The 19,727-nt window shown below is 71.0% G+C and carries 16 protein-coding genes and 1 pseudogene; 7 read left to right on the forward strand and 10 right to left on the reverse strand.

What is annotated here, in order from left to right:
- Positions 1–119: 119 nt before the first annotated feature.
- A complete protein-coding gene (locus IF78_RS0132925; RefSeq protein ID WP_031486203.1) occupies positions 120–1,022 on the reverse strand; it encodes a S1 family peptidase in 903 nt (300 codons plus the stop codon).
- Between the two features lie 391 nt (positions 1,023–1,413).
- Positions 1,414–2,664, reverse strand: a complete 1,251-nt coding sequence (locus tag IF78_RS0132930; protein ID WP_031486204.1) for a DUF5685 family protein — start codon at positions 2,662–2,664, stop codon at positions 1,414–1,416.
- A 326-nt stretch (positions 2,665–2,990) separates the two neighbouring features.
- Here IF78_RS0132930 and IF78_RS0132935 point away from each other — a divergent pair, with 326 nt between their 5' ends.
- A complete protein-coding gene (locus IF78_RS0132935; protein WP_031486205.1) occupies positions 2,991–3,428 on the forward strand; it encodes a cell division protein SepF in 438 nt (145 codons plus the stop codon).
- Positions 3,429–3,469: 41 nt separating this feature from the next.
- Here IF78_RS0132935 and IF78_RS0132940 read toward each other — a convergent pair whose 3' ends face one another.
- Together IF78_RS0132940 and IF78_RS0132945 are read right to left on the reverse strand one after the other, a co-directional pair.
- Positions 3,470–4,660 carry an acyl-CoA dehydrogenase family protein gene (locus IF78_RS0132940; RefSeq protein ID WP_031486206.1) on the reverse strand — a complete coding sequence of 397 codons (1,191 nt, stop codon included), beginning with the start codon at positions 4,658–4,660 and terminating at the stop codon, positions 3,470–3,472.
- Between the two features lie 281 nt (positions 4,661–4,941).
- Positions 4,942–6,543 carry an MFS transporter gene (locus IF78_RS0132945; RefSeq protein WP_031486207.1) on the reverse strand — a complete coding sequence of 534 codons (1,602 nt, stop codon included), beginning with the start codon at positions 6,541–6,543 and terminating at the stop codon, positions 4,942–4,944.
- Between the two features lie 260 nt (positions 6,544–6,803).
- Here IF78_RS0132945 and IF78_RS0132950 point away from each other — a divergent pair, with 260 nt between their 5' ends.
- Positions 6,804–7,994, forward strand: coding sequence for a glycosyltransferase family protein (locus IF78_RS0132950; protein WP_031486208.1), 1,191 nt, complete (start codon positions 6,804–6,806; stop codon positions 7,992–7,994).
- A 238-nt stretch (positions 7,995–8,232) separates the two neighbouring features.
- Positions 8,233–9,258 carry a phosphatase PAP2 family protein gene (locus IF78_RS0132955; RefSeq protein ID WP_031486209.1) on the forward strand — a complete coding sequence of 342 codons (1,026 nt, stop codon included), beginning with the start codon at positions 8,233–8,235 and terminating at the stop codon, positions 9,256–9,258.
- 107 nt (positions 9,259–9,365) lie between these two features.
- On the opposite strand, the gene IF78_RS0132960 is transcribed toward IF78_RS0132955, so the two are convergent.
- Complete coding sequence (locus IF78_RS0132960) at positions 9,366–9,581, reverse strand: I78 family peptidase inhibitor (RefSeq protein ID WP_031486210.1); 216 nt, start codon at positions 9,579–9,581, stop codon at positions 9,366–9,368.
- A 446-nt stretch (positions 9,582–10,027) separates the two neighbouring features.
- Between IF78_RS0132960 and ctaD the strand changes: the two are divergent.
- A pseudogene (gene ctaD / locus IF78_RS0132965) lies at positions 10,028–11,719 on the forward strand (aa3-type cytochrome oxidase subunit I); the annotation flags it as partial.
- On the opposite strand, the gene IF78_RS0132970 reads toward ctaD, so the two are convergent.
- From IF78_RS0132970 to IF78_RS0132985, 4 genes are all read right to left on the reverse strand, one after another.
- Positions 11,601–12,650, reverse strand: coding sequence for a helix-turn-helix transcriptional regulator (locus tag IF78_RS0132970; RefSeq protein ID WP_078662666.1), 1,050 nt, complete (start codon positions 12,648–12,650; stop codon positions 11,601–11,603). The pseudogene ctaD and the gene IF78_RS0132970 overlap by 119 nt on opposite strands.
- Before the next feature lie 20 nt (positions 12,651–12,670).
- Positions 12,671–13,114: a hypothetical protein gene (locus tag IF78_RS0132975; RefSeq protein WP_425314635.1), complete on the reverse strand. Its 444-nt coding sequence runs from the start codon at positions 13,112–13,114 to the stop codon at positions 12,671–12,673.
- Positions 13,115–13,182: 68 nt separating this feature from the next.
- Positions 13,183–14,478 (reverse strand): ABC transporter substrate-binding protein, encoded by a 1,296-nt coding sequence (locus tag IF78_RS0132980; protein ID WP_031486214.1) that lies wholly within the window; start codon positions 14,476–14,478, stop codon positions 13,183–13,185.
- Entirely contained in the window at positions 14,453–15,013 is a 561-nt protein-coding gene (locus IF78_RS0132985; protein WP_031486215.1) for an MTB12 C-terminal domain-containing protein, read from the reverse strand. Before IF78_RS0132985 ends, IF78_RS0132980 begins: the two co-directional genes overlap by 26 nt.
- A 156-nt stretch (positions 15,014–15,169) precedes the next feature.
- Between IF78_RS0132985 and IF78_RS0132990 the strand changes: the two genes are divergently transcribed.
- Genes IF78_RS0132990 through IF78_RS0133000 form a run of 3 tightly spaced genes read left to right on the forward strand, consistent with a single transcriptional unit; the run spans position 15,170 to position 19,245 of the window.
- A complete protein-coding gene (locus IF78_RS0132990; protein WP_031486216.1) occupies positions 15,170–15,646 on the forward strand; it encodes a hypothetical protein in 477 nt (158 codons plus the stop codon).
- Positions 15,647–15,658: 12 nt separating this feature from the next.
- Positions 15,659–18,571 (forward strand): ABC transporter permease subunit, encoded by a 2,913-nt coding sequence (locus tag IF78_RS0132995; RefSeq protein ID WP_031486217.1) that lies wholly within the window; start codon positions 15,659–15,661, stop codon positions 18,569–18,571.
- Positions 18,568–19,245 carry an ABC transporter ATP-binding protein gene (locus tag IF78_RS0133000; protein WP_037641813.1) on the forward strand — a complete coding sequence of 226 codons (678 nt, stop codon included), beginning with the start codon at positions 18,568–18,570 and terminating at the stop codon, positions 19,243–19,245. The genes IF78_RS0132995 and IF78_RS0133000 overlap by 4 nt, the downstream gene beginning before the upstream one ends.
- Here IF78_RS0133000 and IF78_RS46715 read toward each other — a convergent pair.
- Positions 19,178–19,723, reverse strand: coding sequence for a transglycosylase family protein (locus IF78_RS46715; RefSeq protein WP_078662667.1), 546 nt, complete (start codon positions 19,721–19,723; stop codon positions 19,178–19,180). The genes IF78_RS0133000 and IF78_RS46715 overlap by 68 nt on opposite strands.
- Between the last annotated feature and the right edge of the window lie 4 nt (positions 19,724–19,727).

Here is a 19,727-nt window from a genome sequence, read left to right on the forward strand (position 1 = left end):
CGACAGTTGCGTGCGAGGGCTCGCGGTGCTGCTGGCTGCGGATCAGGCCACACAGGCACTGACCGTGGTACGAGTACCGGCCGTCATACGAGTACGGGCCGTCACACGAGTACTGGCCGTCAGTAGACGCTGACGCCGTACGCGCTGAGGGCCTCGGTGACCGGCTGGAAGAAGGTCGTGCCGCCGGAGGAGCAGTTGCCGCTGCCGCCGGAGGTCAGACCGTACGCGGTGCCGTTGCTGCCGTAGAGCGAACCGCCGGAGTCGCCGGGCTCGGCGCAGACGTTGGTCTGGATCAGACCGCCGACGACGTCGCCGCCGCCGTAGTTGACGGTCGCGTTGAGGGCGGTGACCCGGCCGCTGTGCGTACCGGTGGTGGAGCCGTCGCGGATGACGGTGGTGCCCACGCTGGGGGTGGCCGCGCGGGTGATGTCCACGCCGTTCGCGGTGCCGGGCCGGCTGACGGAACCGGAGTAGCGCACGATGCCGTAGTCGTTGCCCGGGAAGCTGGAGCCCGCGGTCGAGCCGATGACCGTGGTGCGGCCGGAGTTCGAGTACCAGGTGCCCGCACCGTCGGTGCAGTGGCCGGCCGTCAGGAAGTACTGGTTGCCGCTGCTGTCCTGGACGTTGAAGCCGAGCGAGCAGCGCCAGCTACTCGCATAGATGGCGTCGCCGCCCTGGATGAACTTGCTGAACTTGCCGGGGGTGCGCTTGATCGTGAGAGCGTCGGCGTTGGCGCCGGCCTGCTCCTTGATCTTCGCGATCTCCGCCTGGGAGACCGTGCTGTCGACGGTCACCGTGACGCGGTTGGTCTTGCTGTCGACGGCCCAGGCGGTGCCCGGAATGTCGGCCTTCAGTACTGAGCCGCTGGCGCTCTTGAGCTCGGCGGCGCTGAAGGTGGTGGTGTCGGCGGCGGTCGCGTTGGGGATCGCGATCGCGGCCGCGGCCACGAGGCCGGAGGAAACGGCGATCAGCCGGGTCCGTCTCGTAATGCCACTGCGGGGGGTGGTGCGCTTGATCCTCACTTGTCGTTCCCTCCAAGGGAAATCGGGGGGCCCGCGTGGGGTCGGGGCCCGTGAGGCGCAGTCAGCGGGCCACGAGTCCGGATTCCGAACACGTCGTGCCCCTGACAAGCGCTGGGGGGAGTATTCGGCCGGACGGCCGGTAGACGCAAGGGCGCCTTTCGGCCGTCAACCATTGAACGATCTACGTGAATTGGCCGGTGCTGCCACGATCGGCCCCGGCCGCCCCGCTCTCGGCGCAGGGTGCGCTCCCCCGCCGCGATCGCGACGGCAGACGTGTTCCCGGGTGACAGGAAAGGACAGACAGCACAACTCCACCCCCATCGGGCCCCCATGCCCCAGGGATGTCCGGAAGTCGCCTCTCCGGGTGTGCAGCGCCAGCCGCCCCCCGTTGCTAGCAGCCGTCGCAGCAGTCGCAGTCACAGTCACGGCAGCAGCCCTCGCGCTTCTTACGGGACCACGGGCCCTCGTACTCCTTCGCGCAGCACAGCTTGCAGGTGCAGCACAGCAGCCAGAACATCCCGCAGCCGGCCCAGAACCCCCGCCGCCCCTTCGGCGGCTGAGGGGCCGGCCCACCGCCGAACCCGCCGAAGTCACCACCGCCGCCACCGGCACCACCTCCGCCGGGCGCGCCCCCACCGCCGGCGTACGGGTTGTCACCGGCGTACGGATTCCCGCCACCGGCATACGGATTCTGCGGCACCCCGTACGGCCCCTGGCCCTGACCTTGCCCCTGCTGTGGCTGCCCATAGGGCCCGGGCTGATGGGACCCATGGGACGCACACGTCGGCACCGTGCCGAACGCCCGGTCCACCGAGCGCCGCAGCTCGTGCACCAGCAGCAGATGGGCGAGCTTGGCGTCGGCGAACTCGACCTCACGCAGCGCCAGCCGGACCCCGTGCACGGCGTCGTCGGCGAGCCGCCGCGCCTCGGCGAGCGAGGTCCCGGTCGCACTCAGCGGGTTCCACGCACCCGACTGGGCGTCGGCCGCCCGGTCCTCCACGGCGTCCAGGAGGTGCGCCAGCCGTCCGAAGAGGCGCCCGGCCTCGGCGAGCGGCTCGGCGTTGTGCGGCCGTCCGGCCAAGATCGCGGTGTGGGCGAAGGCGGCGGCGGTCGCCGTCTCGGTCGGCTCGGTCACCTCGAGGATCGACGTCCCGATCCCGGCCAGCACCTCGATGCCGACCTGCCGGTCCACGGCGTCGACGAGTACGGCGGTGTCGAACCCGACGGCCGAGCCGCTGCGGGCACCCGCCGCACCCCAGCCCGCGGCCACCCGGCGCGCGGCGAGCGCCACGGGCTTGCGGGCCAGCAGCCCGTCGCCGTCGGCCACATGGTCACGCACCTTGGCCGAGGCGAGTACCAGCGAGACGGCGGCGGCGAGCCGAGCGCCCTCGCCCTGGGCGACGGACGCGGTGCGCATCCCGCGCAACGGGCACGGTCCCGCCGTACGCCGTAGTTCGCCGCCCTGCTCGGCCTGAGCCTCCGTCAGAACGGAGATGAGGAGCCCGTCGTAGTTCGTCACGATCCGCGCGAACTGACCGTGGTCCCCGCGCAAGGAGAGGCAAAGCCCGCACAAATGCGCCAACCATTGGTCGGCGAGCTTCTCTCCGAGCCGATGACGACAGGGCCGGACGATTCCGAACACGACGTTCCCCCGAGGTTCTTACAACGTGGCCAAGACGCTGAGCTGCCGCATCGTACCGACCGGAGTACCGATCGCGACTCCCGGCTCGTTCACCCGGACGCACCCCGCATCACCCATACGCCGCGAAGAATCATATTTCACTCCCAGTCAGCAGCCGTACGTGGCATGCCCCTTGGGGGACACGGGCTCTCGACGGATTCGCTGTGCACCAGTACCGTCACAAACCCCCCGCGCGGCGTCTATCCACTTGGCACGACGTCCGCATCATGGATGACCATAGGGATGCGGAAGGAAAGAAAGAAAGAACGCTGTGAGAGGAGGCGTCCATGGGATCGGTACGCAAGGCGAGTGCCTGGCTGGGCCTCGTTGACGACAACGATGACGAGCGTTACTACGACGACGACTACTCCGAAGGGACCGAGCCCGGGGACGCCTGGGTCACCGACCCGAGGGTCAAGGTGGCCTCGGACGTGGCCGAGGAGAAGGGCCGCCGTATCGGCACGGTCACCCCGGACAGCTTCCGGGACGCCCGCGCCATCGGCGAGCTGTTCCGGGACGGGGTCCCGGTCATCATGAACCTCACGGCCATGGAGCCCGCCGACGCCAAGCGCGTCGTCGACTTCGCGGCGGGGCTCATCTTCGGTCTGCGCGGTTCGATCGACCGCGTGTCCAACCGTGTGTTCCTGCTGACCCCGGCCGACACGGAGATCATCAGCGGCGAGCGCGCGCCGCACCGCGAGGACGGCTTCTACAACCAGAGCTGAGGCAGGGCCGCTCACCGGCCCTGCCCCCCGTCTGGTGGGGTTCAGCGGAAGGCGTCGAGTCCGGTGAGCGCCTTGCCCAGCACGAGCTGGTGCATCTCGACGGTGCCCTCGTAGGTGAGCACCGATTCGAGGTTGGTGGCGTGCCGCATCACGGGGTATTCGAGCGAGATCCCGTTGGCACCGAGAATCGTCCGCGCCGTACGGCAGATGTCGATGGCCTCACGGACGTTGTTGAGCTTGCCGAAGCTGACCTGCTCGGGACGCAGGCGGCCGGCGTCCATGCGCCGCCCCAGATGGTGGGCGAGCAGAATCCCCTTGTGCAGTTCGAGCGCCATGTCGGCGAGCTTGGCCTGGGTGAGCTGGAAGCCCCCGATCGGCCGGCCGAACTGCTCCCGCGTCTTCGCGTAGTCGACAGCGGCCTCGAAACAGGACCGCGCCGCACCCATGGCACCCCACACGATCCCGTACCGGGCGTGCGAAAGACAGCTGAGCGGCCCCTTGAGCCCGACGACCTCCGGGAGCACGGCGTCAGCGGGCAGCCGTACGTCATCCAGGACCAGTTCACTCGTGACGGAGGCGCGCAGCGACAGCTTGTGCTTGATCTCGGGAGCGGAGAACCCGGCGCTGTCGGCAGGCACCACGAACCCCCGGATCCCCTCCTCCGTCTGCGCCCACACGACGGCGACCCCGGCCACGGAGCCGTTGGTGATCCACATCTTCCGCCCGCTGAGCACCCAGTCCGAGCCGTCCCGCTTGGCATACGTCCGCATGGAGCCCGGGTCCGACCCGTGATCGGGCTCGGTCAGGCCGAAGCACCCGATGACCTCACCGGCGGCCATACGGGGCAACCACTCCTGCTTCTGCTCCTCACTCCCGAACCGATGAATCGCGTACATGGCAAGGGAGCCCTGCACGGAGACAAGGGACCGAATCCCGGAGTCGGCGGCCTCCAGCTCCAGACAGGCCAGCCCGTACTGCACGGCGGAGGCCCCGGCGCACCCGTACCCACTGAGCGACATCCCGAGGGCACCGATCTCCCCGAGCTCCCGGGCAAGCTCACGAATCCCCGGCAGCTCGCCCTTCTCGTACCACTCGGCGACATACGGCACGACCCGATCCGCCGCCCACTCCCGCACGGTGCCCCTGATGTCCAGGTCCTCGGGCTCCAGGAGGTCGTCGATGCCGAGGGGGTCGGCGGGGTCGAACGGGGGCAGTTTCGAGGACGCGGACATGGGAGACCCTCCGGCAACGACTAAAACTAGCGCCGCTAGTCACGACTGTGCCGCCGACGCTACGACGCGGGGTCGCGAACGTCCAGTACCGGCTGTCACGGACTTCCAGCACTGGCTGTCGCGGAGGGGCAGCACCGACTGTCAGGGAGAGGCAGCCCGGCGATCGCGGCCGAGCAAGGCGACCCACTCACCGCAAGCCGCCAACGGCGAGCACCCCCACAGGAGACGTCCACCCATCAACGAACTGGAAACGGGTGGTGCGTGGGCGGGAGAAGGCCTGGTCAAGCAGAGACGCGGGACTCCGCGACTTCCCTGGGCTTGGGCAACTCCACAGCCTCCGCGGCCTCACACTGCATGACCCGCGGCAACCGCAACGCCATCACCGCCCCGAGCAGCAACAACCCCGCACTCACCAGCAACGTCACATGCAGCCCGTGCACGAACGAGTCCCGAGCCGCATTCCGCAGGGCAACCCCCGCCGGCCCGCCCAGCTGCGCGGCAACCTCGTAAGCCTCACCCAACGAGTGCGAAGCCGCAGTGGACGCCGACGCCGGAACACCCGACACGGTCTCCAGCGCGGGCGCATACGCCGCGTTCATCACGCTGCCCAGCAACGCGATCCCGATCCCGGCGCCCAGCTGGTACGACGTCTCCCCGACCGCCGCCGCCCCACCGGCCTGCTCCTGCGGAGCCTCGCTCAGCATCGACTCGTACGCCCCGAAGAGGGTCGTCTCCAGCCCGAACCCGAGCAGCACGAAACCGGACACCATCAGCGCGGAGTTGTCCGCCCGCCCCATCGCCGTGAGCAGCACGACCGCACCGGCCGTCAGGCAGAACCCGAAGCACACCATGCTGCGCGGCCCGAACCGCCGCAGCATCCGCGCCCCCGCCAGCCCCGCCGCCATCGCGGCGAAGGTCAGCGGCAGCAGCCGTAGCCCCGTCTCCAGCGGCGACAGCTCCAGCACCAACTGCAGATACTGCGCCGCGATCAGTTCGAGCCCCACCAGCGCGAGCATCGCCAGCACGATGCACCCGACGGACGTACTGAACGCCGGTCGCGCGAACATCTTGAGGTCCACCAGCGGATACGCCCGCCGCCGCTGCCGTCGCACGAAGAGCACCAGCATTGCCGCACCGATCACCAGCGGCGCCACCGTGAACACGCTGTCCACCGGCTCCCCGCCGCCGAGCCGCTTCACGCCCAGCACCACACCGAACAGCCCGGCCGCCGCAAGGAGCGCGCCGATCACGTCCCAGGGGCCCTTGCCGTCGCCCTTGGACTCGGGCAGCAGAAGCCGTCCCACCGGAAGGCTCACCAGCATCAGCGGGATGTTGACGAGGAAGACCGAGCCCCACCAGAAGTGCTCCAGGAGGAAGCCGCCGAGCAGCGGCCCGACCGCGGCGCCCACGGCGGCCACGGCGCTCCAGATGCCGATCGCGAGGGCGCGCTCGCGCCGGTCGGGGAAGACCTGGCGCAGGATCGACAGCGTCGCGGGCATGATCATCGCGCCGCCGACGCCGAGCAGGGCGCGGGCCAGGATCAGCACCTGCGGGTCGTGTGCGAGGGCCGCGAGGCCGGAGGCGATGCCGAAGAGGCCGTATCCGAGGAGCAGGACTCTTCTGCGGCCCACCCGGTCGCCGAGCGTGCCGAAGAGGATCAGCAGCGAGGCGCAGACCAGCGGGTAGATGTCGACGATCCAGAGCAGTTCTATCGCGCCGGGCCGGAGGTCCTCGGTGACGGCGGGCACCGCCACGTGCAGCACGGTCGCGTCGACGGCGACGAGGAGCAGGCTGACGCAGAGGACGACGAGGACGACCCAGCGGTTGGCACCGGCCCCGGCCGCCCGACGGCGCAGCGCAGCGGCCGTGGTCGTCCCGGACATGTACGTACCTCCCAGTGTTTCCTCTCCCTCGGCGGGCTCACGGGGTGGGGACTCCCCGTGACTCGGCCGGAGAGGAGCGGTGGTCTCCGGCCCGCGCAACGAAGGGCGAGTGACTCGTCAGGTTACGCGAGTTCCGGTCGGCGCCCAGTGGCGGACCTCTCAGACCACGCACAGAACGCGTGTGGCGTACGCCACTCCCCTCCTGTATGACCACGTCCCGGCGGTCGGTGCGGTTCGGCCCCCCGTCGATAATCGAGCCCGTGACCGATCTTGACACGCGCATGGCACCGGCCCGTTCGTCGCCCCTGCGCCGCGCTGCCCCGGCCCTCCTCGGCTACGCGGCCGTGCGCGCCCTGGGCCTGCTCACCCTGGCCCTGTGGAGCGCGGCGCGCGACAAGAGCGCGTACACCTTGCTGACGGCCCGCTGGGACGCGCTGTGGTACACGAGGGTCGCGGAGCTGGGCTACGGCTACGAGGTACGCCTGCCGAACGGCGACGTGCACTCGAACCTGGCCTTCTTCCCCCTCCTGCCCTGGCTGGAGCGGCTCGGCGCGACACTGACCCCGCTGTCGTACGCCGACGCGGGCTTCGCGGTGAGCCTGCTCGCCTCGTTGGCGGCGGCCTGGGGGATCTTCGCGGTCGCCGATCACCTGTACGGCGGTCGGGCGGGGGTGTGCGCCGTACTGCTGTGGGCGGTGCTCCCGGTCGGGATCGTGCAGTCGATGGCGTACAGCGAGTCGCTCTTCACCGCGCTCGCCGCCTGGTCGCTGTACGCCGTCCTGACCGGCCGCTGGCCGACGGCGGGCACCCTGGCCCTGCTGGCGGGCCTGACCCGCCCGGTGGGGATCGCCGTCGTCGCGGCGGTGTGGGCGGCGGGCCTCGCCTCTTTCGCGCGAGACCGAAGTGACTCTTCCGTGCGAGACCGAAGCAACCCGGGGCCGCACGGCACACGGCGCGCGACACGCGCCCTCGGCATGCTTCTCGCCCCCCTCGGCACCACCGGCTACGTCCTCTGGGTCGGCCACCGCACCGGAAAGGGCCCCCTCGGGTATCTCGACGTCCAGGCCGGCTGGCGCAACGGCTTCGACGGCGGCTACGCCTTCGCCCGGTTCGTCGCCGACAAGTTCACGTCGTTTCCGTCCGCCCTGGCGGGGGTCGGTCTGATCGTCGGGGTCGGGCTGGTGGTGTGGCTGTACGTCGTCTGTGTACGGCAGCGCCAGCCCCTCCCGCTCCTGGTGTACGGGGGTGTCGTCACCGCGCTCGCCCTGTGCGCGTCGAGCTACTTCGGCTCGAAACCGCGCCTGCTGCTGCCCGCCTTCCCTCTACTGCTGCCCCTCGCGCTGTCCCTGGCCCGGCTGCGTACGCCCAGGTCGGCGGCGGTGCTGGCCGGGGTCGCGACGGCCTCGGCGGTGTACGGGGCGTTCTGGCTGAACGGCTCCGGTCCGCCGTGACCGGCTCCCGGCCGTCGATGAGCGCCCGGCGAATTGCAACCCAGCATTCGGTGAACGAATTCATAAGCGGAGAAAAACCGCCCATCTGAATGATCGAAGAAAATGAAGGGTTCACCGTCCGAGGATTGTGGATTCCGAGAAAACAAACCTCTCTCTGAGAGGAATCCCACATCACATCGTCATCACAAACCGGCGGTATCGCACGGGAACAGAGCTCACTCGCTGTAACGTCGATTGGGTGCGTACCGAACGAACCCTCACCCGTCTGGACCGGGTGTTCGCCAGGCTGGACCGGGAACCGGAACGTCCGGCACACATCGATGTGCCGAGGATGAGCCGGCACCGGATCGTGCTGTTCGCCTCCACCCTGGCCTTCTATGTGGCGATCGTCTGGGCCGTCGTCATCACGTCGTGGCTGGTCCGGCTGGACTGGCAGGTCATGTTCTTCCGGCCGTACCAGCAGTGGGCGGAGATCCACGCGTTCGTCGACTACTACGTGGTGCTCGGCCAGCGCGGCCCGACCGCCGTGATGGTCGCGGCCTGGCTGGGCTGGCGCTCGTGGCGGCAGCACACGCTGCGGCCGCTGCTGGCGCTCGGTGTCTCACTGCTCCTGCTGAACATCACCGTCGGCGCCGCCAAGCTCGGCATGGGGCGCCTCGGCCCCCACTACGCCACCTCCATCGGCTCGAACGAGATGTGGCTGGGCGGCGATATATTTCCCAGCGGCCACACCGCCAACGCCGTGGTGACCTGGGGAATCCTGGCCTATCTGGCCTCGACCCCGAGAGCGCGCCGCTGGCTGTCGGCCCTGTCGGCGGTGACCTCGCTGGGCGTCGGCCTCGCCACGGTCTACCTCGGTACGCACTGGCTGAGCGATGTGCTGCTCGGCTGGGCCGCGGGCCTGCTGATCCTGCTGGCGCTGCCGTGGTTCGAGCCGCTGATCGCGCGCTCGGAGACCTGGATCCTGGACCTGCGCGACCGCTGGCGCGCACGTCAGACCGCCCCGGCGCAGCTGCCGCCCGTTCCGGTCGAGGTGCCGGTGCGGCTCAAGCCGTGCCCGGTCGCGGCCGAGGACGAGGCCGCGGCCCACGAGGCGGCCTCCGTGGCCCACTCACCACGCGCCACGATCCACCTGGCGCCGGTCCCGCACACGACCCGCTCGGAGCGCACACCGGTCACTCCGGTCGGCAGCCGCCGCCCGCCCCACCCGGACCGCCTGGCACGCGGCGCGGCCCCGACGGCCCGGCCGCTGACGGGCGGCTGACCACAGGACCGCAGGACAGCGGGGGTCGGTACGCACGACCGCCCCGCACGACGACGGCCCCGGCTCCTCTCCAGGAGCCGGGGCCGTCGCCCGTGACCAGGCCTGCGTCAGCCCTTCCAGGCCCGCGCCACCTGGCCATCCTTGACCTCGAAGTTCAGCCGTCCCGAGCGGTACTCCATGGTGATGATCGCCCCCGGCGGCAGCGCACGGACCGTCGACCACCCTCGGTCGCGGGCGAGCCGCTCGGCCCGGTCGGCGGCGAGTCCAACATAGGTGTCCGGGTTGTCCTGGGGTTCGTCAAAGGGTTTCGGAATGGGTGCCATGGCGCCACGCTAGGCCCTGTCGGAAGGATCGGGCCAGAGCGGACCGTGAACCTTTGTAGCGGCCATCCGGGTCACACGTGCCTCTTGGGTCACGCTTTTGTCACAGGATCACGACATGCGTTTCGGCCACACTTCGTCACACGGACGAGCGGTTCCATAGGCCTTCCGCAGGCATTCGATCGTAATTTCCGCGTGTCGCGCCGACCCTGCCAATAGCCCGGCGGAAAAGTTCCGGGAGAACTGCCCCCGAACTCGTTTTCCCCGCCATTCCGCGCCGGCCGCGGGAGCCGGTTCCACACATAAAGCACATGGTTCCGGCACAGAACCCCCGTACGCCCCCTGTCGGAGCGCTGTCGACGCGAGCATCATGGCGTGAGCTCGCGTCGGCGCGTGCGGCGCGGGATCCAGCGGGCCCGGGGCGCGACGAGCGAAGGGGCGAGCGAGCGATGGGGACGCAGACCGCACAGGCGACGGCACGGCCCATGCGGGACAAGCCGCCCGGCGGCCGGGTGGTCGTCGACTGGCTGACCACCACCGACCACAAGAAGATCGGGCATCTCTACCTGATCACGTCGTTCGCGTTCTTCCTGGCCGGCGGTGTCATGGCACTGCTGATGCGGGCCGAACTCGCCCGGCCGGGGTTGCAGCTGCTGACCAACGAACAGTTCAACCAGATGTTCACCATGCACGGCACGATCATGCTGCTGCTGTTCGCGACCCCGACCTTCGCGGGCTTCGCCAACGAGCTGATGCCGCTGCAGATCGGCGCCCCGGACGTGGCCTTCCCCCGGCTCAACATGTTCTCGTACTGGCTGTTCCTCTTCGGCGGCCTGATCGTGATGGGCTCGCTGATCGTGCCGAACGGGCCGGCCTCCTTCGGCTGGTTCGCCTACGCGCCGCTCAACAGCCTGGAGCGCTCCCCCGGGATCGGCCCCGACCTGTGGATCATGGGCCTCGCGCTGGCCGGCTTCGGCACGATCCTCGGCGCGGTCAACTTCATCACCACGATCATCGGGATGCGCGCCCCCGGCATGACCATGTTCCGGATGCCGATCTTCACCTGGAACACGCTGTTCACGTCGATCCTGATCCTGATGGCGTTCCCGGTGCTGGCGGCGGCGCTGCTGTGCCTGGAGGCGGACCGGCGGTTCGGCTCGCACATCTTCGACGCGGCCAACGGGGGTGCGCTGCTGTGGCAGCACCTGTTCTGGTTCTTCGGCCATCCCGAGGTGTACATCATCGCGCTGCCGTTCTTCGGCATCATCAGCGAGATCGTCCCGGTCTTCTCGCGCAAGCCGATGTTCGGCTATCTGACGCTGGTCGCGGCGACGATGGCGATCACCGGTCTGTCGGTGGTGGTGTGGGCGCACCACATGTTCGCGACGGGCGCGGTGCTGCTGCCGTTCTTCTCGTTCATGAGCTTCCTGATCGCGGTGCCGACGGGCGTGAAGTTCTTCAACTGGACCGGCACCATGCTCAGGGGCTCGCTGTCCTTCGAGACGCCGATGCTGTGGTCGGTGGGCTTCCTGGTGACGTTCCTCTTCGGCGGCCTCACTGGGGTGATCCTGGCCTCGCCGCCGATGGACTTCCACGTCACGGACACGTACTTCGTGGTCGCGCACTTCCACTACGTCGTGTTCGGCACGGTCGTGTTCGCGATCTTCGCCGGCTTCTACTTCTGGTGGCCGAAGTTCACCGGGAAGATGCTCGACGAACGGCTCGGCAAGATCCAGTTCTGGACGCTCTTCATCGGCTTCCACACCACGTTCCTGGTGCAGCACTGGCTGGGCGCGGAGGGCATGCCGCGCCGGTACGCCGACTACCTCGCCGCCGACGGCTTCACGGCCCTGAACACGGTCTCGACGATCGGCGCGTTCCTGCTCGGCCTGTCGACGCTGCCGTTCCTCTACAACGTCTGGAAGACCGCCAAGTACGGCACGAAGGTCGAGGTCGACGACCCCTGGGGCTACGGCCGCTCCCTGGAGTGGGCCACCTCCTGCCCGCCCCCGCGGCACAACTTCACGTCGCTGCCGAAGATCCGCTCCGAGTCCCCGGCGTTCGATCTGCACCATCCGGCGCACGCGGCGATCGACGAGCGTGAGAATCGCCCCGCTCCAGAGCCCGGGACAGCAGATCCCGGGCGCCCCTGATCGCCTCGGTGAACTCGACGGGCTCCAGCACCTCGAACTCGATGCCGATCATCATGATGTGCAGCACCATCACGTCGAGGCTCGCGGCCCCGGTGCGCAGGATGCAGGCGGCGTCCCCGTCGGCCTCCAGCGTGCCCGCGGACGGCGAGATGCGCTCGGCGGCCTCCCGCAGGGGCACCAGCAGCCGGACGACGGCGTGGGAGGCGTACGCGCGCGTGGAGACGCCCTGCGAGACGTACGCGGCGAGGTCCTCGGCGGGCGGGGTGCGCGGGGCGAAGCGCGGGCCGTGCGGCGGCCTGGGGGCGATGCGGTCGACGCGGAACGTACGCCAGTCGTCGCGATCGAGGTCCCAGGCGACCAGGTACCAGCGGCGCTCGCTGCACACCAGGCGGTGCGGCTCGACGGTACGGCGGGTGGGGGCGCCCTCGTGGTCGCGGTACTCGAACCGCAGGCGCTCGGCGTCCCGGCACAGGTTGGCGAGCTCGGTCAGGACGGCCGGGTCCACCGCGGAGGGCTGGGGGCCGCGCAGCATGGGCACGGTGAAGGCGTTGAGGGCGCCCACGCGGCGGCGCAGGCGGCTGGGCAGGACCTGCTCGAGCTTGGCGAGGGCGCGTACGGAGGTCTCGCCGATGCCCTCGATGCCGTGGCCTGCGGCGGTGCGCAGGCCTACGGCGACCGCGACGGCCTCGTCGTCGTCCAGCAGCAGGGGTGGCAGTTCGGCGCCGGCGCCCAGTTGGTAGCCGCCGCCGGTGCCGGGGCTGGCGTTGACGGGGTAGCCGAGTTCCCGTAGGCGGTCGACGTCCCGGCGGACCGTGCGGGGGGTGACGCCGAGGCGGTCGGCCAGTGCGGCGCCGGACCATTCGCGGTGGGACTGGAGGAGGGAGAGCAGCCGCAGGAGTCTGGCGGAAGTGTCCAGCATGATCCGAGTTTGCCAGTCGCCTAACAGCTCGGGGGTACGGGTTCACGGGCGGCTGCGGGCCCGTTGTGGCTTGTCGCGCAGTTCCCCGCGCCCCTGTAGGGCGTCGTGGCTAACCGGCATTCCACGCTCAGGTTGCCTTGGCGGGTTTCGTACGGGACTCGGGAGGCGAGGGGGTTCACGTCCATGTCGCCCGGTGCCAGGCGGTGCGGCTCTCCTTCCGTCACGCGCGCGTACGCGTCCCAGTGGCCCTCCGGCAGGGCGACGCTGCTCGGCAGGGCGGCGCGCAGGTGGCCCTTCGTGGCCGGGGTCAGCGGCAGGGTGACCTCTTCGCGCCCCTCGCGGTGGCGCAGGACGAGGTGGGCGGGCTCGGTCGCCCCGGTCGCGCTGACGTCGAAGGTCAACCCGCCGGCCGAATCCGCGATGCAGTCGGCGCGCAGTGGTGCGGCCTGCGGCACGGGCGTCATGCGCTGCGGTTCCTCCTCCGCTCTCTGCTCTGTCGGTTGGACCGGCGATGCCGCCATTTGGTTGCCCGTCACGGCCGGTACGACAGTTGCGGCACGTCGAAGCACGTGTTGTTCATGTCTCCTTGGGCCACCCAGCCCCTGCCGTCCTCCCAGCGGGCCACCGACAGACAGGTCCGGCGGCTCTTCGGCGGCTCGGCCAGGCGCTCGAACCTGACCGGGATGAGCAGGCCGTCGGCGGTGTATCCCTGGCTGCGGTTCATGAAGTCGTCGACGCACGCGCGCGTGACGCCCCGCTCGGCGCAGGCCTTCGCCGCGTCCGTGAACCACATCGCGGCGGCCCAGCCCTCGAGTTGCCACTGGGAGTGCGTCTCGAGGCCGTTGGTGGCGTCCCGGAACTCCCGTACGGCGGCATGGCCCTTGTCCTCGAAATTGCGGGACGACCCGGTCGCCCACAGGGCGTTCCGGCAGCGCGGAGCGTCCTTGTAGTCCTCGGCGACGGTGGACGTCCAGTTCTGTACGTTCGTGACCTTGGCGGTGACCTCGGCGCCGACGTCGTCCATCGCCTCGCACAGCCGGGCGTTGCCGTGGCTGTCGATGGCGTCGAAGACGAGGTCGGCGCCCTGCTCCTGCAGATCGGCGGCCACCGCCCGGAAGTTGGGCAGCGCGAAGTCGACCTGTTCGGTGACCACTTCGTAGCCCTCGGCCTTCAGCCCCCGCTCGACGAGCCGGGCGTAGGCGGCGGACGCGGGCTGGTTGTACGAGACGACGGCGGCCGTACGGGCGCCGTGCTCGCGCTTGAAGTAGCGGTAGACCTCCGTGCCGCCGTACTGCTCGCCGTCCCAGCCGGTCGTGCCGTCGCGGGGTGCGAGGCTGCCGTAGATGCCGTACAGGTGCGGGTAGGTGTCGTAGGCGGCCCCGATGGGCTGGCCACCGATGTCGGGCACGCGCGCGCGTGAGACGCGGGAGGCGCCCGCGTAGTCCAGGGCGGTGGTGGCGACCAGGGCGACGACCTTCTCCTCGTCGATCAGCTCGTGCACGCACTCGTTGTTGCCGACGCCGCTGCCGCCGTCGTCGCACTCGCGCACCTCGACGCGGCGGCCGTCGATGCCCCCGCGCGCGTTGAGGCGGTCGAAGAAGGCCTTGGCGCCGTCGCGCGGGCCGGTGAAGACGTTGCCGCCGACCGGGCTGGTGGCACTGGTGATGATGCCGACGCGGATCGGGGTGCGGTCGCCCGCGGGAGCCGAGGGAGTGCTCCGGTCGCGGTGCTCGAAGTCGCTCTCCGGCAGCCGGCTGCCGCACGCCGTACTCAGAGCCAGCATCACCACGGCGATCGCCGCCTCAGCACCCCGGGATCGGCGACCCATTGCCGCTCAACTGGACCAGCGCGCACAGTGTCTTGGCGGACACCTTCCAGGTGCCGTCCTGTTCGACGGCGGTCCCGGAGGCGTTCGGCAGGGCGGTCGCGCCCTTGAGGGTCAGGTCGTATGTCACGTTCGCCTCGGTCGGCGAGGTGAACTCGACCTTGGAGACCTTGGCCTGGACCTGCCCGCCGCGCTCGTCGCCGCTGAACGCCTGCAGGACCGGCGCCATCTGCTCGCCGTTCTCCAGGACGGTCTGCTTGTCCTCCATGGACGTCGCCGGGTCGAAGAACTTCTGCCAGTTCTGCTTGATCTCCGTCTCGGCCGCCCCCACGTCGGCGGGCGCCGTCGCGGCCGGGGACTGCTCGGCCGGTTCGGTCTGCTCGACGGTCGGTGTCGGCGGTGTCTCGTTGCCGCCGCCTCCCTCGTCGTCGCTGCAGGCCACGAAGGCCGGGGCGAGGAAGAGGAGCAGGGCGGCCGCCAGCGCCGTCCCCCGTCCCCTGTGCGCGTTGCTCCGCCTGAGGTCGCTCCCGAGAACCATCTGGCTCACCGCCGGGTGTCGATCCGGGCCGGGTACGCCCGGTGCTTTCAGGGTCAGCTTGCAGGAGGCATAGTGCAAGCCATTGGCTGACATGGACAGGCACACGCACAGAAACCCGCTGTGCCTGCCCCGAAACCCGACGTGTGGGAGCCGGCGATGCGGACAGCCCGACTGCGGAGAGTGCACCCCGTCCTCTGGGCCGGCTGGGCCGCGCTCGCGGCCGGCGCGGTGTTGTGCGTGATCGGCTGGTACGGCGTCTCCGGCGAGCGGTTCGCCGAGCGGCAGCTGCCGTATCTCGCGTCCTGCACGGTTCCCGGGGCCGCGCTGATCATCGCCGGGTCGGTGCTGCTGACCCATGGCCGGGGCGTGCTCGCCGCCGCGCGCGTGGAGGAGCTGTACGGCCTTCTGGTGGCCGCGGAGCCCGCCGACGCCGAGGAGTCCGAGCAGCCGGCCACGGCGCCGCTCGCGGTCAGCGGGGACCTGCTGATGGTGCCCGGCGGCACCCTGTGGCACCGCGCCGACTGCCCGCTGGTCGCCGGGAAGGTGGAGGCCGTACCCGTCGATGCGAAGCTGGTGAGGAGCGGCGAACTGGGCCCGTGCCCGATCTGTGAGCCCGCCGAAGCGGACGACTGAAGCGGATGACCGATGTCCTCGCTGACGTACGACCTCACCCTGGCCGGCCTGTCGGTCGGCAGCGCCGCCGCGCTCACCGGGATCGGCCTGATCGTCACCTATCGCGCGACCGGCGTGCTGAACTTCGCGCACGGGGCGATCGCGATGGTGTGCGCGTACGTCCTGCGCCAGTGCGTGGTGGAGTGGGGCTGGCCGCTGTGGGCGGGCGCGACGGTGACGCTGCTGCTCGTCGCACCCGGGATCGGGATGGTGCTGGAACGGTTCGTCTTCCGGCCGCTGTCGGTCCTGGGCAGCGACCCGGCGCAGACCCTGGTCGCGTCCATCGGCGTGTTCGTGCTGCTGGTGGGCGGTGCGGCGCTGCTGTGGGGCCAGGGGGCGCGGGACGACGCGCCGGAGCTGGTGTCGGCGGACCCCTGGGGGCAGCTGGCGGTGGCCCTGCTGCTGGCCGCGGGTGTCGGGGCGGTGATCCGCCGGACCCGCTTCGGCCGGGAGTTGCGTGCCGTGGTGGACGACCGTCAACTGGCCGTCCTCGGCGGCGTCGACGCGGACCGGGTGGCGGCGGCGGGCTGGGCGTTCGGCTCGTTCACGGCGGGCCTGACGGGCGTCCTGCTGGCACCGTACGTCCGTCTCGACCCGTACGGCCTGCCGCTGCTGGTCATGGAGGTGGTCGCGGTGGCGGTGGCCGCCCGCATGCGCAGCCTTCCGATCGCCGTGCTGACGGCGCTGGCCATCGGCGTGGCACAGAGCCAGCTGACGCGTCTGCACCCGTCGGGCTGGGGCGCCCCCCTGGTCCAGGCGGTCAGCACGAACCTCTTCGTGGTGGCCCTGCTGATCGCGGCCTTGACCCTCCCCAGCCTCGGCACCCGCGACGCGCTCCCCCGCAGCGCCACCACGCGCGTGCCGACCCCGCCGGGCGCCTGGATCGTGGCGGCGGTGCTCTTCCTGCTCCCCTTGGGCTTCGCGGGCTCGGACCTGCACACCTCGGTGCAGGTGCCCGCGCTGGCCGTGGTGCTGCTCTCGCTGGTGACGGTCACGGGCCGAGGGGGCCAGATCTCCCTGGGCCAGGCGGCGTACGCGGGCCTGGGCGCCCTGTTCACGGCCCTGCTGGCGGCGGGCCGCTTCCCGGGCCTGCCACGCCTGCCGGAGCTGGCCGCGCTCGCGCTGGCTGTCGTCCTGGTGGCCCCCCTGGGCCTCCTCACGGGCTGGCCGGCGATCAGCCGTCGCGGCCTGGCCCTCGCGCTGGTGACCTTCGCGGTGGGCGTCGGCGTGAGCCGCTTCGTCTTCGCCCAGCCGTACGCGATCTCGGGCCTCTCGCTGGGCCGACCGGCGGGCTTCGAGGGCGACCGCGCGTACTACGTCCTGGAACTGGCCCTCCTGGCGGCCGCCCTCCTGACGACCTGGCTGCTGCGCCGTGGCCGCACGGGCCGGGCCCTGGCGGCGATGCGGGACCACGAGTCGGGGGCGTCGGCGGCAGGCGTCCAGGTCCCCTCCCTCAAGCTCCTGGCCTTCGTCTCGGGCGCGGCCCTGGCAGCCCTGGGCGGCGGACTGCTCGGCATGGGCCTGCGCGCCTTCGACCCGTCCGCCTACGACCCCGTCCGCGGCCTCCTCTGGTTCGCCGCGGTGGTGGTCCTGGGCGCCGACAGCACCCTGGGCGCCCTGGCCGCGGCAGCCCTCCTGGTCGGCCTCGACGCGGGCGCCCGGGGCGGGGTGGCGGCGGCACTGATCGGCGTCCTCGCGGTGCTCGTGGGCCGTTTCCCAGGAGGGCCGTACGAGGCGCTACGAACGACGGCACAGAACCTGCGCCCGCGACGCAGAGCAACACTGACGCCACTGGGAGCACAGCTACGAAGCCTCCTACACCGAACAGCCCACGAAACCACCCCCCAGCCAACCTTGACCGGCCTGACCACGTCGGACGCCCCAGGAACGACGCGCCGGACCGAGCGAGCCGGGGCCGCCGGCCCACCACGGCGACGACCAGGCGGGACCACTGGGCCACCACAACGGCAACAGAACCACCCCACGGCAAGCCGACAGACGGACGACACGACGGACGCCGGGAAACCGCGCGGAGAAGCCGGCGGCCGCGGAGCGCCCGCTCAACCCCCCGCGGCCGCCGACGGCGCTCGGCCCCCACAAGGGCCACCCGCACCCGACGACGAGAGTTGTACGGGTGGTGCGGGTGGGAAGCCAGACGCGGCCGAGGGCCGCCGCGCGCACCCCCACCCACCGGCACTGACCACCCACCACCTCCAGGCCCGCTACGACGGCTTCACCGCCCTGCACGACGTCACCCTCACCGTCCCGCCCGGTCACATCACCGCAGTCATCGGGCCCAACGGCGCGGGCAAGAGCACCCTGTTCCACTGCCTGGCCGGCACCCACCGCCCCACCCAGGGCCAAGTCCTCCTCGGCCCCCGCGACATCACCCACCTCCCCGCCCATGCCCGCACCCGCCTCGGCATCGCCCGCACCTTCCAGCAACTGGCCGTCTTCCCCTCACTGACCGTCGCCGAGAACGTCCGCGTAGGCGCCGAACAGGGCAGACTCCGCGACCCGTCAGCGGTGGAGCGATCCCTGAGACTCCTCGGCCTGGACGGCCCCGTCCGCTCCCTGCCCGCCGCCGACCTCCCCACCGGCACCCTGAGACGCGTCGAGCTGGCCAGGGCCCTCGCCGGCAGCCCGCGCGTCCTCCTGCTCGACGAACCCGCCGCCGGCCTCGACACCACCGAGGTCACCGCACTGACCCGGATCCTGAAGGCGCTCGCGGCCGACGGCACCGCCCTGCTCGTCGTGGAGCACGACCTCGACCTGGTCGCCGACCTCGCCGACACCGTGCACGTCATGACGGCGGGCCGCATCGTCGCCTCCGGCCCACCCGACCGCGTACTCGACGCCGCAGGCCCCCAGGAGACCCCCGCATGACCACCATCGCCCTGCGGCACGCGCGCGTGCGCTACGGCCCCTTGGAGGCCCTCCACGGCGTCACCCTCGCCGCCCCCGGCCCCGGCCTCACCGTTCTGCTCGGCCGGAACGGATCCGGCCGTACGACCGCCCTGCGCGCCCTGGCCGGAATCGTGCCCCTGTCCGGCGGCACGGTGGTGTGGGACGGCACCGACATCACCCGGGTGCCCGCCCACGAGCGGGCCCGCCGCGGACTGTGCCTGGTCCCCGAGCGCCGGGCCGTGTTCGGCTCCCTCACCGTGCGCGAGAACCTCGAACTCGCCGCGCCCTCGTACGACATCGCCCTCGACGCCTATCCCGCGCTGGCGCCGCTGCTGGCGCGCCACGCCGGCACCCTCTCCGGCGGCGAGCAGCGCATGCTCGCGCTGTCCCGCGCCCTGCTGGCACGCGCGCGCGTGCTGCTCGTCGACGAGCCCGCGCAGGGCATGTCGCCCACGGTCGCGGCCCGTACGTACGCGCTGCTGAGCGAACTCGACGCGTGCGTGGTCGTCGCCGAGCAACGAGTGCCGCCCGTCCCGCACGGCCGGACGGCACTCGTCTACGAACTGCGCCGGGGCGCGGTCGTGTTCAGCGGCGAACGGGGCGAATGGGAGCGCCGTGCAGTGCACCGAACCGGGTCGGGCCCTTCCGGTTGACCAGCAACGCCCTCGTGGACAGCCGATCCGCGACGATGGGCTTCCACGTCTGGATACGGCCCTTCAGCCCGTACCGCCTGGAGCAGTGCGGCCAGGCCCCCCATCCCTGCACGGCCACCACCTTCTTGGCGACCGTGATCTGCTCCTTGCGGCTGGCGAGATCCGCGCGCGGGGCGTACTTCCCACCCCCGAAGGCGACCCAGGTCGGCTGCGAGAACTGCAGTCCGCCGTAGTGGCCGTTGCCGGTGTTGATGTGCCAATTGCCGCCGCTCTCGCACTTGGCCACGCAACCCCAGGGCCACTGGTCCTTGGCACAGCCGAACGACGTGTGTTTGGGAGGCGGTCCAGGAGCCGGTCGTGGCGGCGCCGTATGGCTTGCGCGTGTTGTGTGCGTGGCCGGCGCTGCCTGCGAGGTTCCCGGGGCAACGGCGGTCAGCAGTGTGGCGGCGATGACGATCGTGAGCGGTGTGCATTTCATATGA

The organism is Streptomyces bicolor (genome assembly GCF_000719285.1).
Classification (GTDB): domain Bacteria; phylum Actinomycetota; class Actinomycetes; order Streptomycetales; family Streptomycetaceae; genus Streptomyces; species Streptomyces bicolor.